The following is an 18,959-nucleotide window of genomic DNA, read 5'->3' on the forward strand; positions in this document are numbered from 1 at the left end:
TTTTCAGACCTCTCCGAACTCGTTGTCGATAAAGGCCAGTACTTCTTCGGCACTCGCCGCATCCAGCTGGTCCACCACGCTGTCGCCCCCCTCGACGGGTGCCTGCGCCCCGTCCAGCCGGGCCACCAGGGCCCGCAGGCGCGAGGTGACCCGCTGGCGGGCTCCCTCGTCGCCGTCGAGAACGGACAGGCCCGACTCCAGCCGGTCCAGCTCCGACAGCACCGCCGTTTCCGGCGTCTCCTGCGCGCCCCCCAGCTCGCCGCGCAGGAATTCCGCCAGCGCGGTGGGCGTCGGGTGGTCGAAAACCAGGGTGACGGGCAGTCTTAGACCCGTCCTCGCGCTCAGCTGGTTCCGCAGGTTGACGGCGGTGAGCGACTCGAATCCGAGGTCCCGGAACGGCCGTTTGGCGCCGATCGGCTCCGCCGTTTCGTAGCCCAGCACCACGGCCGCCTCGGTCCGTACCAGTTCCAGCAGCTTCCGTGCCGCCTCCGCGTCCGACAGCCCGGCGAGCGAGGCCGTGAAGGCGGCGGAACCGCCCTCCGTCTCTCCGGCGGCGGACTCCGTGGCGTACTTCCGTACCTCCGGGATGTCCCCCAGCCAGGCCGCCGGGCGGGCGGCGAGGAAAGCGTTCAGGAAGGAGGTCCAGTCCACGTCCGCGACCAGCACGGCCGCCGTGTCGCGGGCCCCGGCGCCGGCCGCGACGCGGCCGAGTGCGGTCAGGGCCGCCTCGGTCGGCAGCACCGGCAGCCCGCGACCGCGCATGCGGTCGGCGAACCCGGGGTCGCCGTGCGCCGTGCCGCCCTCGGCCCAGGGGCCCCACGCGATCGACGTGCCCGCCAGGCCCAGTGCCCGGCGGTGGACCGCCAGGGCGTCGAGGTGGGCGTTGGCCGCGGCGTAACCGCCCTGGCCGATGCCGCCGACGGTGCCGGCGAACGCGGAGAACAGGACGAACGCGTCCAGGTCACGGTCCTCGGTGAGCTCGTGCAGGTGAACGGCGCCGGTCACCTTTGCCCTCAGCGCTTCCGCGACCCCGTCCGGGGTCAGGCCGTCAATGAGGCCGTCGGCCGTGGCATCGGCGGCGTGCAGCACCGCCGTCACGGGCGTACCGGCGACGTCGAGACCGTCGAACAGGCCACGCAGGGCTTCCCGGTCGGCGACATCACAGGCCGCGATGGTGACCCGTACGCCGGTGGCGGTGAGTTCGTCGCGGAGTTCGGCCGCGCCGGGAGCATCAAGACCGCGCCGGCTGGTCAGCACGAGGTGCTCGGCACCGTTACCGGCCAGCCAGCGGGCGACGTGCCCGCCGAGGGCGCCGGTGCCGCCGGTGACGAGCACGGTCCCGGTGGGCTGCCAGCCGCCGGAGCCGGTGGCAGTGGTGGTGGCAGTCTGCAGGCGGGTGCGGACAAGTCGTCGTACGAACACACCCTGCTCGCGCAGTGCGAGCTGGTCCTCCGCCTTGTCGCCCGCGGCCAGGATCCCGCACAGGCGGGCCGTGACCCGCTCGTCGAGCTCGGCCGGGAGGTCGACGAGACCGCCCCAGCGCTGCGGCAGTTCGAGCCCGGCGACCCGGCCCAGGCCCCAGACGGCCGCCTGCGCCGGGCTGACGAGCCGATCGGCCGCACCGACCGAGACGGCACCCCGGGTCAGGCACCACAGGGGCGCCTGGACACCCGCGTCGCCCAGGGCCTGGAGGAGCACGACCGTACCCAGCAGACCCAACGGCTCCGTGGCCGCAGCGGCCTCGTCGGTCTCCGCGAGCGCCAGCAGCGAGACGACTCCGTCGATTCCCTCGGGTCCCTCGAGTTCCAGACCGGCGAGGGTGGCGGCGAGTGCCGAACGCTCGGCCACCGCGACCCGGCTGACGTCGGCACCGTGCTCGGCAAGCGCGGTCGCAAGGGCGTCGACGAGCTTGTCGTCGACGGAGAAGCTCTCCGGCACGGCCAGCAGCCAGCGCCCCGGAAGCAGCGGAGTGGAGCCGCCGGACTCGGCCGGCTTCCAGGTGGTGCGGTAGGTCCAGTTGTCCAGCGCGGACTGCTCACGCTGCTGCCGCCGCCAGCTGAACAGGGTCGGCAGGGCCGCCCGCAACGGCTCGGCGTCGGCACCACCCAGCGCCTGCGACAGCGCATCCAGGTCCTCGTGCTCGACCGCCTCCCAGAAACGGGCGTCGATGGCGGCCGTGCCCGACCCGACCGATTCGGCGGACAGCTCGGGCCAGTAGCGGGTGCGTTGGAAGGCGTAGGTGGGGAGGGTGGTGCGGGTGGCGTCGGTGTCGGCGAAGACGGTTGTCCAGTTGATGGTGGTGCCGTGGACGTGGGCTTCGGCGAGGGAGGTGAGGAAGCGGTCGAGTCCGCCTTCGTCGCGGCGGAGGGTGGCGAGGACGGCGGCGTCGGTGCCGGTGTTCTCGGTGGTGCCCTGGAGGCCGAGGGAGAGGACGGGGTGGGGGCTGACCTCGATGAAGACGGTGTGGCCGTCGGTGAGGGCGGTGCGGGTGGCCTGTTCGAACTCGACGGTTTCGCGGAGGTTGTTGTACCAGTAGCCGGCGCCCATTTCCGTGCCGTCGAGGAGGGTGCCGGTGAGGGAGGAGTAGAGGGTTGTGCCGCCGGTCTGCGGTGCGATGCCTGCGAGGAGCTTCGCGAGCTCGGGTTCGATCTCTTCGACGTGGGCGGAGTGGGAGGCGTAGTCCACGTCCACCTTGCGGGCGCGGATCTCGTTGGTCTGGCAGTCGGTGACCAGCTCGTCCAGGGCCTCGGGGTCGCCGGAGACGACGACGGAGGAGGGTCCGTTGACGGCGGCGATGGAGATCCGGCCGTCCCAGGCCGTGATCTTCTCCCGTACCCAGGTTGCGGGCTGGGCGAGGGAGACCATGCCGCCGCGGCCGGCGAGGGCGGTGATGGCCTGGCTGCGCAGCGCCACCACCCTGGCCGCGTCGCTCAGCGACAGGATGCCTGCGACGGCGGCTGCGGCGATTTCGCCCTGGGAGTGGCCGATGACGGCTGCGGGTTCGACGCCGTAGGAGCGCCATAGTTCGGCGAGGGAGACCATGACGGCCCAGAGGACGGGCTGGACGACGTCGACGCGGTCGAGGCCGGGCGCGCCGTCGGCGCCGCGTACGACGTCGAGCAGCGACCACTCCACGTACGGCTGCAGCGCGGCGGCGCATTCGGCCATGCGTGCTGCGAATGCGGGTGAGGTGTCGAGGAGTTCCACGGCCATGCCGGCCCACTGAGCTCCCTGCCCCGGGAAGACGAATACGGGGCGGGGTGAGGTCTGGGTTTCGGCGGTGGTGGTGTTGGTGGTGGGGTGGTTGTGGGTGAGGGCTTCGAGGGCGGTGAGGTAGTCGTCCCGGTGGGTGGCTGTGATGGCTGCGCGGTGGTCGAAGTGGGTTCGGGTGAGGGCGAGTGAGTAGCCGATGTCGGTGAGGGAGGTGTTTGTGTCCTGGCGCATGCGGTCAAGGAGTTTCCCGGCCTGGGCGCGCAGCGCGGTCTCCGACTTGCCCGACAGGACCCACGGCACCGCGACCCGGGAGGGGGCGGGCTTCGGCTGCTGCTTCGCCTCCGGGGTCTCGGGGGCCTGCTCGATGATCACGTGGGCGTTGGTGCCGCTGAGCCCGAAGGAGGAGACACCCGCGCGGTGCGGGGCGCCGGTCTCGGGCCACGGTGTGTGCTCCGTGAGGAGCTGGATGTCGCCGTCGGTCCAGTCGACGTGGGTGGAGGGGGTGTCGATGTGGAGGGTCTGTGGGAGGAGGCCGTTGCGCATGGCCAGGACCATCTTCATCACGCCGGCGACGCCGGCGGCGGCCTGGGTGTGGCCGATGTTGGACTTGATGGAGCCAAGGAGGAGGGGCTGGTCCTGGGGACGTTCGCGGCCGTAGGTGGCCAGCAGGGCCTGGGCCTCGATCGGGTCGCCGAGCTTCGTGCCCGTGCCGTGCGCCTCGACCACGTCGACATCGGCGGTGGTCAGACCCGCGTTGGCCAGGGCCTGGCGGATCACCCGCTGCTGCGACGGACCGTTCGGAGCCGTCAGACCGTTCGACGCACCGTCCTGATTGACCGCCGAACCACGCACCACGGCCAGCACCTCATGCCCCAGACGCCGCGCCTCCGACAACCGCTCCAGAAGCAGAACGCCCGCTCCCTCTCCCCAGCCGGTGCCGTCGGCGGCGTCCGCGAAGGCCTTGCACCGGCCGTCGGGCGCCAGACCCTGCTGCTTGTCGAAGTCGGCGAACGTTCCGGGGGTGGCCATGATGTTGACGCCACCGGCCAGGGCCATCGTGCACTCGCCGTTGCGCAGGGCGTGGGCGGCCAGATGCAGGGCGACCAGCGAGGACGAGCACGCGGTGTCGACGGTGACGGCCGGGCCTTCGAGGCCGAACGTGTACGAGATACGGCCGGAGGCGACGCTGCCGGAGGTGCCGCTCGCGACGTAGCCCTCGCCGCCCGCAGGGACCTTGGCCAGCAGGGTGACGTAGTCCTGCGTGTTGACGCCGACGAACACTCCGGCGGGCGTGCCCTTGAGGCTGCGCGGGTTGATGCCCGCGTTCTCGAAGGTCTCCCAGGAGGTTTCCAGCAGCAGCCGCTGCTGGGGGTCCATGGCGATGGCCTCGCGTGGCGAGATTCCGAAGAAGGCCGGATCGAAGTCCCCGGCGTCCTGGACGAATCCGCCCTGGAGGACGGGGGCCGCGGCCCGCTCGTCGTCGGAGACGGGCGGGGCCATCAGGTCCCACTGGCGGTCGAGCGGTACGCCGCCGATGGCGTCGCGGCCCTCGGCGAGGAGCTGCCACAGGTCCTGCGGCGAACGGACCCCGCCCGGGAACCGGCAGCTCATCCCGATGATGGCGATCGGGTCGTCCGCATCGGCGGTCGCGGCGACGGAAGCGCCGGCCGTGGCCGCACCCGCGTCGAGCCCCAGCAGTTCGGAGCGCAGATGGTCGACCAGCACCTCGGGTGTCGGGTAGTCGAAAACCAAAGTGGACGGGAGACGTAGGCCGGTGGCGGTGTTGAGGCGGTTGCGGATCTCTACGGCGGTCAGGGAGTCGAAGCCGAGTTCGCGGAAGGCCTTGCCGGTTTCGATGGTGTCGGCGGAGGCGTGTCCGAGCACGGCGGCAACGTGGTTGCGGACGAGGTCGAGCAGGGTGCGTTCGGCCTGTTCTGCGGGCAGGGCGACGAGTTGCTCGGCGAACGAGGACGCCTCGACCGCCTTCGCCGCACCCCGGGCCTTCCTGGCCGGGGCCTTGACCAGGCCCTGCAGCAGCGGAAGCACACCCGTGCCCTCGGTGTCCGCCTGCTTGCGGATGGCGGTCAGGTCCAGGCGGGTGCCGACCAGCAGGGCCTGTCCGGTTGCGGTGGCCGCGTCCAGCAGGGCGAGGCCGAGAGCGCTCGGCAGCGACTGCATGCCGGCCCGGGTCATGCGGGCGATCTCGGCGTCGCCGAGGTGCGCCGTCATGCCGCTGCGCTCCTCCCACATGCCCCAGGCCACGGCCGTGGCGGGCAGGCCCTGGGCCTGCCGGTGCTGGGCCAGCACATCGAGGAACACGTTCGCCGCCGCGTAATTGCCCTGCCCCGGACCACCGAAGATGCCTGCGGTGGACGAGAACATGGCGAACTCGGCGAGTTCGTGATGGTGACGGGTCAGCTCGTGGAGGTTCCAGGCGGCGTCGGCCTTGGGGCGCAGGACCGTGTCGATGCGGTCGGCGTCGAGTTCGGGGATCACCCCGTCATCCACGACTCCGGCGGTGTGGACGATGCCGGTGAGGGGGTGTTCGGCCGGGACGGTGGCCAGGGCGGCGGCCAGTGCGTCCCGGTCGGCGGCGTCGCAGGCCACCAGCGTGACCCGGGCGCCGGCCGCTTCCAGCTCCGCGACCAGTTCGGCCGCGCCCGGGGCGGCGGTGCCCCGGCGGCTGAGGAGGAGCAGGCTGCGTACGCCTCGTGCGGTGACCAGGTGGCGGGCGACCAGGCCGCCCAGGGTGCCGGTGGCCCCCGTGACCAGGTACGTACCCTCGGGATCGGGGATGCGCGGCATCGTCACGACGACCTTGCCCACGTGCCGGGCCTGGCTCATGAACCGCAGCGCTTCCGGGGCCTGACGGATGTCCCACGCCCGCACCGGAGGCAGGCTCAGCACACCCTCCCGGAACAGTCCCAGCAACTCCAGCAGCATGCCCTGAAGCCGGTCCGGACCCGCATCCAGCAACTCGAAGGACCGGTAGTCGACCCCGGGGTGCGTCTCGGCGACCTGCTCGGGGTGGCGTACGTCGGTCTTGCCCATCTCCAGGAACCGGCCGCCGCGCGGCAGCAGACCGAGCGAGGCGTCGACGAACTCCCCGGCCAGGGAGTTCAGCACGACGTCCATGCCCCGCCCGCCCGTCTCCGCGGCGAAGGCCTCGGCGAAGTCGAGGGTCCTGGACGAGGCGATCCGCTCGGCTGGGATACCCATCGCGGCCAGGACCGGCCACTTCGCCTCACTCGCCGTGCCGTACACCTCGGCACCCAGGTGCCGGGCCAGCTGCACCGCAGCCGTCCCCACACCCCCGGACGCCGCATGCACCAGCACCGAATCACCCGGCCGCACATCGGCCAACTCGACCAGCCCGTAGTAGGCGGTCAGGAACACCGCCGGCACGGCGGCGGCCTGTGCGTAGGACCAGTCGTCGGGGATGGGTGCGAGCATTCGGCGTTCGGTGACCGCGCTCGGGCCGAACGATCCGGAGAACAGACCCATCACCCGGTCACCCGGACGCAGATCCGTCACCCCCGGACCGACCTCCGCGACCACACCCGCCCCCTCGGCACCCATCGGCACCTCAGGACCCGGATACATCCCCAGCGCGTTCAGCACATCACGGAAATTGACCCCCGCCGCCCGCACATCCACCCGCACCTGACCCTCGCCCAGCCCCAGCCCCGACCCCTCGACGGGCAACAGCGCCAGATTCTCCAGCGTGCCCTTGCCCGTGCTCTGCAACGACCACTCCGCCACACCCGACGGAACCACCAACCCACCCCCAGCACCACCAGCACCAGCCCGCACCAACCGAGGCACGAACAACCGACCCTCACGCACCACAACCTGCGGCTCACCCAACCCCGCCACACCACCGACATCGACACCATCACCGTCGATATCCACGTCCACGTCCACGTCCACCAGGACAATCCGCCCCGGGTTCTCGGACTGCGCCGACCGGACCAGACCCCACACGGGCCCGCGATCGAGGTCACCGTCCGTGGCGCCCACGGCCACCGCGCCCCGGGTCACCACGACCAGACGCGCATCCGTGTCACGCTCCGCGGCCAGCCACTCCTGCAACCGGGTCAGTGCGTGGGTGAGGTGCTCGCGTACGTCCGTGCCCGCACCGTCCAGGACGAGAACGGCCGGCTCGGCAGCACCGTCCGGCGCCTGGGCCGGAGCGGTCGTCTGGACCCATTCGAGGCGGAAGAGGGAATCGGCGCCCTCCGCGGACGCGGCACCGTCCAACTGCTGTGCGGACACCGGCCGGAGCACCAGCGAGCCGACCCGGCCCACCGGCGCACCCGTGCCGTCGGCGAGGTCCAGCGAGACCTTGCCGCCGTCGCCCACGGTCATCCGTACGCGCAGGACCGGCGATCCGACGGCGAACAGCTCGACGTCCGTCCAGGCGAACGGCAGACCCGGCCCCTCCATGCCGGAGAGACCGCCGCTGAGGCCGATCGCGTGCAGGGCGGAATCCAGCAGCGCCGGGTGCAGGCCGAACCGGGCCGCCTGCTCCCCCGCCTCCCCCGCCAGCTCGACCTCGGCGAACAGCTCTCCGTCACGGCGCCACACGGCCCGCAGGCCCTGGAACGCCGGACCGTAGCCGTAGCCGAGCTCGCCGAGGAATTCGTACATGCCGTCCACGGAGACGGCCTCCGCGTCGCGCGGCGGCCATTCGACGAGTCCGGCTGCGGACTCCCCGGCCCGCTCGGAGCCTTCGGCGACGACACCGGAGGCGTGCAGGATCCAGTTGTCGTCGCCGTCGGCGACGACGGCGCTCGAGTGAACGGTGACGGTGCGGCGACCGTCGGCCTCGGCCGCGCCGACGACGATCTGCAGGATGCGGGCACCGCGCTCGACCAGCACCAACGGGGCCTGGAGGGTCAGTTCCTCCAGCACTCCGCAGCCGACCCGGTCACCCGCGTGCAGCGCGAGTTCGACGAAGGCGGTGCCGGGCAGCAGCACCGAACCCAGGACTGCGTGGTCGGCGAGCCACGGGTGCGAGTCCAGTGACAGCCGGCTGGTGAAGAGGGAGACGTCCTCACCCGCGAGCGCGACCGAGCCCACGAGCAGCGGGTGCTCGGACGTGCTCAGACCGACACTGGTGAGGTCACCGGTTCGGTTGAAGTTCTTGGGCCAGTAGTGCTCGTTCTGGAAGGCATAGGTGGGCAGGTCGACGCGCCGGGCGCCGGTGTTCGCGTAGTACGCGGCCCAGTCGACGGAGGCGCCGTGCGCGTACACCTCCGCCACGGCGGTGGTCAGCGCCTCCGTCTCGGTACGGTCCTTGCGCAGGGCGGGGAGGAAGACGGCGTCTTCGGTGACACAGTCCTGGCCCATCGCGGAGAGAACGCCACCGGGGCCGAGTTCCAGGTAGGTCGTGATGCCCTGGGCTTCGAGGTGGCGTACGCCGTCGAGGAAGCGGACGGCCTGGCGGACGTGGTCCACCCAGTAGTCGGCGGTCAGCAGTTCCTCGCCGGCGAGTTCGCCCGTGAGGTTGGAGACGATGGGGAGCTTCGGTGCGTGGAAGGTCAGGCCTTCGGCGACCGTCTTGAACTCGGCGAGCATGGGTTCCATGCGCGGCGAGTGGAAGGCGTGACTGACACGGAGGCGCTTGGTCTTCGCGAAGCCGGATGCGATGGCGAGTACGGCGTCCTCGTCGCCGGAGATGACGACGGAGTCCGGGCCGTTCAGGGCGGCGATGGAGACGCCGTCGGTGAGCAGCGGCAGGACTTCCGCCTCGGTGGCCTGGACGGCGACCATCGCCCCGCCCGTCGGGAGCGCCTGCATGAGGCGGCCCCGGGCGGCGACGAGGGCTGCCGCGTCCTCCAGGGACCAGACGCCCGCGACGTGGGCGGCGGCCAGCTCACCGATGGAATGCCCGAGGAGGTAGTCGGGCGTGATTCCCCAGTGCTCCAGCAGCCGGAAGAGGGAGACTTCGATCGCGAACAGGCCCGCCTGGGTGTAGACGGTCTGGTCGATCAGCTCCGAGCCGCCGAACACGATGTCCTTGACCGGCTGGTCGAGATGCCGGTCCAGCTCCGCGCAGACCGCGTCGAAGGCGTCGGCGAACACCGGGTACGCCTCGTACAGCTCCCGGCCCATCCCCGACCGCTGCGAACCCTGCCCCGAGAACAGGAACGCCGAACGACCGGCCGCGCCCACAACACCCCGCACCGTGCCGTTGGCGATCGCCTCCAGCCGGCTCAGGACGTGCTCGGTGTCACCGGCCACGACCGCCGCCCGGCGGTCGAAAGCGGTGCGGGTCAGGGCGAGGGAGTAGCCGATGTCGAGCGGCGACAGGGCGGCGTTCTCCCGTACCAGCGCCAGCAGCCGTTCGGCCTGGCCGGCGAGGGAGCTCTCCGACTTGGCAGACAGGATCCAAGGAACCGTCGGCAGAAGGGAATTCGCCGCTTCGGCCGACTCGGGTCCGGGCTGCGGCTCCTCCAGGATGACGTGGGTGTTGGTGCCGCTCACACCGAACGACGAGACGGCGGCACGGCGCAGTCGCTCGGCAGAGGCCGGCCAGTCCCGGGGCTCGGTCAGCAGCTCGACCGCGCCCGCCTGCCAGTCCACCTTCGTGGACGGCCGGTCCACGTGGAGGGTCTTCGGGAGCACACCGTGGCGCATGGCCATGACCATCTTGATGACGCCTGCGACACCCGCCGCGGCCTGCGTGTGGCCGAGGTTCGACTTGACCGAGCCGAGCCACAGCGGCTGGTCCTCGGCGCGCTCCTGGCCGTACGTGTTGATCAGCGCCTGGGCCTCGATCGGGTCGCCGAGCCGGGTGCCGGTGCCGTGGGCCTCGACGACGTCGATGTCGGCGGCGTTCAGGCCGGAGCCGGCGAGGGCCTGGCGGATGACGCGCTGCTGGGAGGGGCCGTTGGGGGCGGTCAGGCCGTTGGACGCACCGTCCTGGTTGATCGCCGAGCCACGGACGATCGCGAGGACTTCGTGGCCGTTGCGGCGGGCGTCAGAGAGCCGCTCGACGAGCAGGACGCCGACGCCCTCGCCCCAGCCGGTGCCGTCGGCGGCGTCCGCGAAGGACTTGCAGCGGCCGTCGGAGGCGAGGCCCTGCTGGCGGCTGAACTCGGTGAATGACATCGGCGTCGACATGACGGTCACGCCGCCCGCGAGCGCCAGGTCGCATTCGCCCTTGCGCAGCGCCTGGGCCGCCAGGTGGAGGGCCACCAGCGAGGAGGAGCAGCCGGTGTCGATGGTCGCCGCCGGGCCCTCCAGGCCCAGGGTGTAGGAGATGCGGCCGGACAGCACACTGGCCGCGTTGCTGGTGAGGGTGGTGTCGGCGGCCTCGGCGGAGGCCATCAGGAGCGGTGCGTAGTCCTGGCCGTTGGTGCCGGCGTAGACACCGGTCAGGCTGCCGCGCAGCGTTTCGGGGTCGATGCCGGCCCGTTCGAAGGCCTCCCAGGAGGCTTCGAGGAGCAGCCGCTGCTGCGGGTCCATCGCGAGGGCCTCGCGCGGCGAGATCCCGAAGAAGCCCGGGTCGAAGTGGCCCGCGTCGACGACGAATCCGCCCTCGTTGATGTACGAGGTGCCTGGGCGGCCGTCGGGGTCGTACACGACGTCCATGTCCCATCCGCGGTTCGCGGGGAAGGGACTCATGGTGTCGGTGCCGGAGGACACGATCCGCCACAGGTCCTCGGGGGAGCCGACACCGCCGGGGAAGCGGCAGCTCATGCCGACGATGGCGATCTGCTCGTCGTCCTCGGACCAGGCCGCGCGCACGACGGTCGGGGCGGCGCTGTCGATGCCGAGGAGTTCGGTGCGCAGCAGCTCGGCGACCCGGGTAGCGTTCGGGTGGTCGAAGACGAGGGTGGTGGGCAGCTTGAGACCGGTGGCCTCGGTGAGCCGGTTGCGCAGTTCGACGGCGGTCAGCGAGTCGAAGCCGAGCTCCTTGAAGGCGCGGCCGGGCTGGACGGCGTCCGTGCTCCGGTGGCCGAGTACGGACGCGGCCTCGCCGCGTACGAGGTCGAGGAGCTGCTGCTCCTGTTCGGCGGCGGTGAGTCCACGGAGCTGGGTGCGCAGCGCGGAGCCGTCCTGGCCGGTGCCGTCTGCTGCCTCGTCCTTCGCGGCGAGGGCGCGTGCCGCCTCGGGGATGTCGCCGATGAGCGGGCGCGGCCGGGACAGGGCGTAGACGGGGGCGAAGCGCTCCCAGTCCATGTCGGCGATGCTCACGCAGGTTTCGTCGTGCTCGACGGCCTGGCGCAGGGCCGCGATGGCGAGGCCGGTGGGCATGGCGGCGAGACCGCGGCGGGCGAGCTGCTCGCCGGCGTCGCCGCCGGACATGCCGCCGCCGTCCCAGGCTCCCCAGGCGATGGAGGTGGCGGTCAGGCCGCGGGCGCGGCGGCTGAGGGCGAGGCCGTCGAGGTAGGCGTTGGAGGCGGCGTAGGCGGCGTGGCCGCCGCTGCCCCAGACGCCGGAGTTGGAGGAGAAGAGGACGAAGGCGTCGAGCGATCCGTCGTCGAAGATCTCGTCGAGGTGGACGGCACCGAGGGTCTTGGCGGCCAGGACCTCGTGGAGCTGGGCGGCGTCGAGGGTGAGGAGTTCGCCGGTGCGGTCGACGCCTGCGGCGTGCAGGACGGCGGTGATCGTCTCGCCCGCCGCACGGAGCCCGTCGATCAGGGGTCGCAGGCTGTCGTGGTTGGCGACGTCGCAGGCCGCGATGGTCACCCGGGCGCCCAGGGCGGTGAGTTCGTCGCGCAGTTCGGGCGCGCCGGGGGCGTCGAGGCCGCGCCGGCTGGTCAGTACGAGGTGCTCGGCACCGGTCTCGGCCAGTTGGCGGGCGACGTGCGAGGCGATGGCGCCGGTGCCGCCCGTGATCAGTACGGTGCCGTGCGGGGTCCAGTCGCGGGTGCCGGGGCGGCTGCCGAGGGGGGCACGGGTCAGCCGGCAGGCGTGCGCGCCGGAATCGCGGAGGGCGAGTTGGTCCTCGTCACCGCCCGCGATGAGGCCGGCGAGGCGGGAGGCGCCGCGGTCGTCCAGGTCGGCGGGCAGGTCGACGAGTCCGCCCCAGCCCTCGGGGAGTTCGAGTCCGGCGACCCTGCCCAGGCCCCACGCGGCGCTCTGTGCGGGGTCGACCTTGCGGTCGGAGGCACCGACGGAGACCGCGCCCCGGGTGAGGGTCCACAGCGGTGCGGTCGCCCCGGCGTCGGCCAGGGCGCGGATGAGTGCGACCGTGCCCGCCAGGCCGGTGGTCACGCCCGGGTGGCCCGGGTGCTGCGCGGTGTCCAGTGCAAGGAGGGAGAGGAAGCCCGCGGCGCCCGAGAGGTCCTCGGTGTCGGCGAGTTCCGCGAGGGTGGTGGGGACGGCCTCGGCGCCGTGCCGGGTCAGGGCGGCGGTGAGGGTCTGGGCCAGGGCGGTCGCGGCGTCGTCCGCGTTCGCCGCGTTGCCCGGGTTCTCCGGTACGACGAGCAGCCAGCGCCCCGACAGGGTGGCGTCGAGAGGTGTGGCGACGGGCTTCCAGGTGACGCGGTAGCGCCACGAGTCGATGGTCGAGCGCTCCTGGCGGCTGCGGCGCCAGCTGACGAGCGCGGGAAGGGCTGCGCGCAGCGGCTCGGCGTCGGCGGGCTCCAGTGCGCCGACGAGGGCTTCGAGGTTGCCCTGCTCGACAGCCTCCCAGAAGGCGGCATCATCCGGGGCAGCCGTCTCGGCGAGCACGACGGCCGGGGACTCGGGCCAGTAGCGGGTGCGCTGGAAGGGGTAGGTGGGGAGGGTGGTGCGGGTGGCGCCGGTGCCGGCGAAGACGGCCGTCCAGTCGACGGTGGTGCCGTGGACGTGGGCCTCGGTGAGCGAGGCCAGGAACCGGTCGAGTCCACCCTCGTCGCGGCGGAGCGTGCCGAGGACGGCGGCGTCCGTGTCGGCGTCTCCGATGGTGCCCTGGAGGCCGAGGGAGAGGACGGGATGGGGGCTGACCTCGATGAAGACGGTGTGCCCGTCGGTGAGGGCGGTGCGGGTGGCCTGCTCGAACTCGACGGTCTCGCGCAGGTTGTTGTACCAGTACCCGGCGCCCATCTCCGTACCGTCGAGCAGTCCCCCGGTGAGGGAGGAGTAGAGGGTCGTGCCACCGGTCTGCGGTGCTATGCCCGCGAGGAGCTCCGCGAGCTCGGCCTCGATCTCTTCCACGTGGGCGGAGTGGGAGGCGTAGTCCACGTCCACCTTGCGGGCACGGATCTCGTTCGCCCGGCAGTCGGTGACCAGCTCGTCCAGAGCCTCCGGATCACCCGAAACCACCACGGACGAAGGCCCGTTGACAGCGGCGATGGAGATCCGCCCGTCCCACGCCGCGATCTTCTCCCGCACCCAGGCAGCGGGCTGGGCCACCGACACCATGCCGCCACGGCCCGCGAGCGCGATGATCGCCCGACTGCGCAGCGCCACCACCTTCGCCGCATCACCCAGCGACAGGATGCCCGCGACGGCGGCCGCCGCGATCTCACCCTGCGAGTGACCGATCACCGCCGCCGGCTCGACACCGTACGACCGCCACACCTCCGCCAGCGACACCATCACGGCCCACAGCACCGGCTGGACCACATCCACCCGGTCCAGACCGGGCGCGCCCTCCGCGCCGCGTACGACGTCGAGCAGCGACCACTCCACGTACGGCTCCAGCGCGGCAGCGCACTCCGCCATCCGCGCCGCGAACACCGGCGAGGACCCCAGCAGCCCCACCGCCATACCGGCCCACTGAGCCCCCTGACCCGGGAACACGAACACCGGACGCACCTCCGCGTCCGCCGCAACCCCCCGCACCACACCAGGAGCCGGACCACCAGCAGCAATCGCCTCCAGCGCGGCAACGAACTCCCCACGCTCACCGGCCACCACACCGGCCCGATACTCAAAACGAGACCGGGTCAACGCCAACGAATACCCCAGATCAACCACCGAAAGCCCGGCATCACCACGAACCCGAGCCAGCAAACGCCCCGCCTGATCCGCCAGAGCCTGCGGCGACTTCGCCGACAACACCCACGGAACCGCCGACAGCCCCACCCCCACCGGACCCGCAGCATCCGAAGCCTCAGGGACCTCCGAAGCCTCCGGAGAGGGCTCCTGCTCCAGGATCACGTGGGCGTTGGTACCGCTGATTCCGAAGGAGGAGACACCTGCGATGCGCGGGGCGCCGGTCTCGGGCCACTCCCTGTGCTCGGTGACGAGCTCGACGGCGCCGGCGGTCCAGTCGACGTGCGTGGAAGGCTCGTCGATGTGAAGGCTCTTGGGAAGCACACCGTGCCGCATGGCCAGGACCATCTTCATCACGCCCGCGACACCGGCGGCGGCCTGCGTGTGACCGATGTTCGACTTCACCGAACCGAGCAGCAGCGGCCGTCCGGTCGGCCGCTCCTGGCCATAGGTGGCCAGCAGGGCCTGGGCCTCGATCGGGTCGCCCAGCGAGGTTCCGGTGCCGTGCGCCTCGACGACGTCGACCTGGTCGGCCGAGACCTTCGCGTTGGCGAGGGCCTGACGGATGACGCGCTGCTGGGCCGGTCCGTTGGGGGCAGTGAGGCCGTTGGAGGCGCCGTCCTGGTTGATGGCGGAGCCACGGATGACGGCGAGGACGTCGTGGCCGTTGCGGCGGGCGTCCGAGAGCCGCTCCAGCAGCAGCATGCCGACACCCTCGGCCATGCCCATGCCGTCGGCGGAGTCGGCGAACGCCTTGCAGCGGCCGTCGCGCGCGAGGCCCTGCTGACGGCTGAACTCCATGAGTCCGGCGGGGCTCGGCATGATCGAGGCGCCGCCCGCCAGTGCCATGGCGCACTCGCCGTTGCGCAGCGCCTGGGCGGCCAGGTGCAGGGCGACGAGGGAGGAGGAGCACGCAGTGTCGAGCGTGACGGCCGGGCCTTCGAGGCCGAGGGTGTACGAGATGCGTCCGGACAGCACGGACGTGACGGTGCCGGTGAGGATGTAGCCCTCGGAGCCCGCGGCCCCGCTCAGGTCGCCGCCGTAGCCCTGGCCCGCCGCTCCGACGAACACGCCGGTGGCACTGCCGCCGACGGCCGTCGGGTCGATGCCGGCCCGCTCCAGCGCCTCCCAGGAGGTCTCCAGCAGGAGCCGCTGCTGGGGGTCCATCGCCAGGGCCTCGCGCGGCGAGATACCGAAGAAGGCCGGGTCGAACTCGCCCGCGTCGTGCAGGAATCCGCCTTCGAGGGCGTAGATCTTGCCCGTGGCGGAGGGGTCGGGGTCGTACAGGTCCTCGATGTTCCAGCCGCGATCGGCCGGCAGGCCGGAGATGGCGTCGCCGCCCGAGGACACGAGGTCCCACAGGTCCTCGGGCGTGTCGACGCCCCCCGGGTAGCGGCAGCTCATGGAGACGATCGCGATCGGCTCCGCTTCCTGGGACTCGACGTTGCGCAGGTGCTGGCGGGTCTGCTGCAGCTCCGCAACCACACGGGTCAGGTATTCCCGCAGCTTCTCTTCATCCGCCATCGAAACGTCGCTCCCGTCGGGTTCTAACTAAAAATGAGTGCGTGCTGCCGGGGTCGGAGGGTGAGGTCCGGAGCAGTCCGGTGTGGTCCGGCGCGGCCCGGTGTGGTCCGGTGTGGTCAGGAGAGCCCGAGGTCCCTGTCGATCAGATCGAACAGCTCGTCGTTAGTGGCAGATTCGAGTCCCGCCACAGCGCCGTCCCGGTCGGCCGCCGATTCGTCCGTACGCCGGTCCTGGCTGAGCTTCGAGAGCAGGGCTTCGAGCCGCATGACGACCCTGACCCGGCCGATGTCGTCGCTGTCGCGGGCGGCGAGTGCCTGCTCCAGGCGGTCGAGTTCGTCCACCGCCGGAAGGACCTGTTCCGCGGCGGCCGGCAGGATCTCGGCCTTGAGGAGGGCCGCGAGCGCGACCGGCGTCGGGTGGTCGAAGACCATGGTCGCCGGAAGCTTGAGACCGGTGGCCGCGCCTAGCCGGTTGCGCAGTTCGACGGCGGTCAGCGAGTCGAACCCGAGGTCCTGGAAGGCCCGGCGGGCCTCGATGTCCTGGGCCGACGCGTGGCCCAGGACCCCGGCGGTGTGTTCCCGTACCAGGTCCAGAACCAGCTGGTCCTGCTCGGCCTCGGGCAGCTCGGCGAGCTTCGCCCGCAGGGCGGGGACCGAGCCCGATGCCTCGGACACCACCGCTGCCTGCTGCTCGTTGGCCCTCTTGACCTGCGGGATCTCCCCGATGAGGGGGCGGTCGCCGCTCATCGTGAAGACCGGTGCGAACCGCTCCCAGTCCATGTCCGCGAGGACCACCGCGGCATCCTCGTGGTCGAGGGCCTCCTGCAGGGCGATCATGGCGAGTTCGGGCCGCAGCGCCAGCACACCGTGCCGGGTCAGCGCTCCCTCTCCCTTGTTCTCGTCGGCGCCCGTGGCCATTCCGCCTTCGGCCCAGGGGCCCCAGGCCACGGCCGTGGCGGGTATCCCGCGGGCCCGGCTCTGCTGGGCGAGTGCGTCGAGGTAGGCGTTGGCGGCGGCGTACACTCCGTGGTCGCCCACGCCCCAGACACCGGCGACGGAGGTGAAGTAGACCACCGCGTCGAGCCCGGCCGGGTCGAGGAGTTCGTCGAAGTGACGGGCCCCGGAGACCTTGCCGTTCGCAACGTAGGCGGCCGCTTCCGGACCGCATTCGGTCAGCGGCGCCAGGAGGCCGACACCGGCGGCGTGCAGGACCGTACGTACGTGGCACCCGTCCGCCGCCAGCCCGTCCAGCAACGCCTTGACGGAATCCCGGTCGGCCACATCGCAGGCCGCAACGGTGACCTTGCCACCGGAGGCCTCCAGCTCCTCCTTCAACTCCCTTGCACCAGTGGCCTGTTCGCCGCTCCTGCTGGTCAGGACGATGTGCTCGGCGTCGTTCGCCGCGAGCCAGCGGGCGACGTGCCCGCCGATGGCTCCGGTGCCGCCGGTGACGATCACGGTGTCGGTGGGGCGCCACTGACGGCGCGCCTTCACGCCTGTGGTGGAGGCGGGGACCAGGCGTCGGGTGAAGACCCCGGAGGCCCGTACGGCCACCTGGTCCTCGACCCCGCCGCGCGGCGGACCGGCGGCGGCCGTGCGCTGTGCCAGCACGGAGGCCATCCGGTCGAGGGCCCCCGCGTCGGGCGTCTCGGGCAGGTCGACGAGTCCGCCCCAGAACGTGGCGTGTTCGAGGGCCACGACCCGGCCGAGGCCCCACATCTGAGCCTGGACGGGACGTGCGGGCCCATCGGTCTCGGTCACCGCGACGGCGGACCGGGTGACGGACCACAGCGGCGCGACCGACTCCGCCTCGGCCATCGCCCTGACCAGGGCATGGGCCTCCGTGAGACCCGTCGGGAGCACCTCGTACGCAGTGTGCGGGCGCTCGTCCATGGCGAGCAGGGAAAGCACACCGCCGAGGGGTTGCCCGGACGCCGCCGCAGTACGAAGACGAGCGGCGAGGTCCGGCTCGTCGGCGGGCCTGAGGAGCTCGACCACCGCTCCGTGATCGGTGAGCGCGTCCGCACACGCCCGCACCAGCTCCTCATCGGCGCCCGCAGCGGGGACGACGAGCAGCCAGGTGCCGGTGAGGGTGGGCACGGTCAGCTCGGTGAGCGGCCGCCACACGATCTTGTAGCGCCAGGAGTCGGCAGCCGAACGCTCACGGCTCTCCTGGTGCCAGGTGGAGAGCAGGGGCAGTACGTCGCCGAGCGCGGAGACCCGCGCGTCGTCGCCACCGAGGTCGAGCGTCTCGGTGAGCGCGGCCAGGTCCGCCTGGTCGACGGCCTGCCAGAAGGCGGCATCGACGGCATTGGCATCGGTGCTGCTGCCGATGCTCTGCTGACTTTCCGGGCTGCCGAAGGACACCTCGGGCCAGTAGTGCTTGTGCTGGAAGGCGTAGGTGGGCAGGTCGACACGCTGGGCGCCGGTGTTCGCGTAATACGCGGCCCAGTCGATGCGGGTGCCCCGGACGTGGAGTTCGGCGAGGGCGGTGGTGAGGGCGTCGGGTTCGGCGCGGTCCTTGCGCAGGGCGGGTACGAAGTCGGCCTCGTCGTCGGTGACGCAGTCCTGGCCCATGGCGGAGAGGACGCCGCCGGGGCCGAGTTCCAGGTAGGTGGTCACGCCCTGGGTCTGCAACTGCTTTACCCCGTCGAGGAAGCGGACGGCCTGGCGGACGTGGTCCACCCAGTAGTCGGCGCTCAGCAGCTCCTCGCCGGCGAGTTCCCCAGTGAGGTTGGAGACTACGGGGAACTTCGGTGCCTGGAAGGTCAGGCCCTCCGCGACCGTCTTGAACTCGGCGAGCATGGGTTCCATGCGCGGCGAGTGGAAGGCGTGGCTGACGCGGAGGCGCTTCGTCTTCTCGAAACCGGACGCGATCGCGAGTACGGCGTCCTCGTCGCCGGAGATGACGACGGAGTCCGGGCCGTTCAGAGCGGCGATCGAGACACCGTCGACCAGCAACGGCAGAACCTGATTCTCCGTCGCTTGGACGGCAACCATCGCGCCACCGGTCGGCAGCGCCTGCATCAGGCGGCCCCGGGCGGCAACGAGTGCTGCCGCGTCCTCCAGGGACCAGACACCCGCGACGTGGGCGGCGGCCAGCTCACCGATCGAGTGGCCGAGCAGGTAGTCGGGCGTGACTCCCCAGTGCTCCAGCAGCCGGAACAGAGCGACCTCAACAGCGAACAGCCCCGCCTGGGTGTAGACGGTCTGGTCGATCAGCTCCGACCCACCGAACACGATGTCCTTGACCGGCTGGTCGAGATACCGGTCCAGCTCCGCGCAGAC

The 18,959-nt window shown here is 71.8% G+C and carries 2 protein-coding genes; both read right to left on the reverse strand.

The window, feature by feature from the left end; genetic code table 11:
- Window positions 1-3 precede the first annotated feature (3 nt).
- Window positions 4-15,672: a type I polyketide synthase gene (locus tag ACFYY7_RS23700; protein ID WP_388664197.1), complete on the reverse strand. Its 15,669-nt coding sequence runs from the start codon at window positions 15,670-15,672 to the stop codon at window positions 4-6.
- Between the two features lie 116 nt (window positions 15,673-15,788).
- On the reverse strand, window positions 15,789-18,959 hold a 3,171-nt coding region (locus ACFYY7_RS23705), incomplete at its 5' end, for an SDR family NAD(P)-dependent oxidoreductase (RefSeq protein WP_388664199.1).

Source organism: Streptomyces sp. NPDC001933, assembly GCF_042890955.1.
In the GTDB taxonomy this organism is placed as follows: Bacteria; Actinomycetota; Actinomycetes; order Streptomycetales; family Streptomycetaceae; genus Streptomyces.

Coding starts and splice junctions, on each gene's coding strand:
- ACFYY7_RS23700 (WP_388664197.1), bottom strand. CDS start 15,672: ATGGCGGATGAAGAGAAGCTGCGGGAATACCTGACCCGTGTGGTTGCG.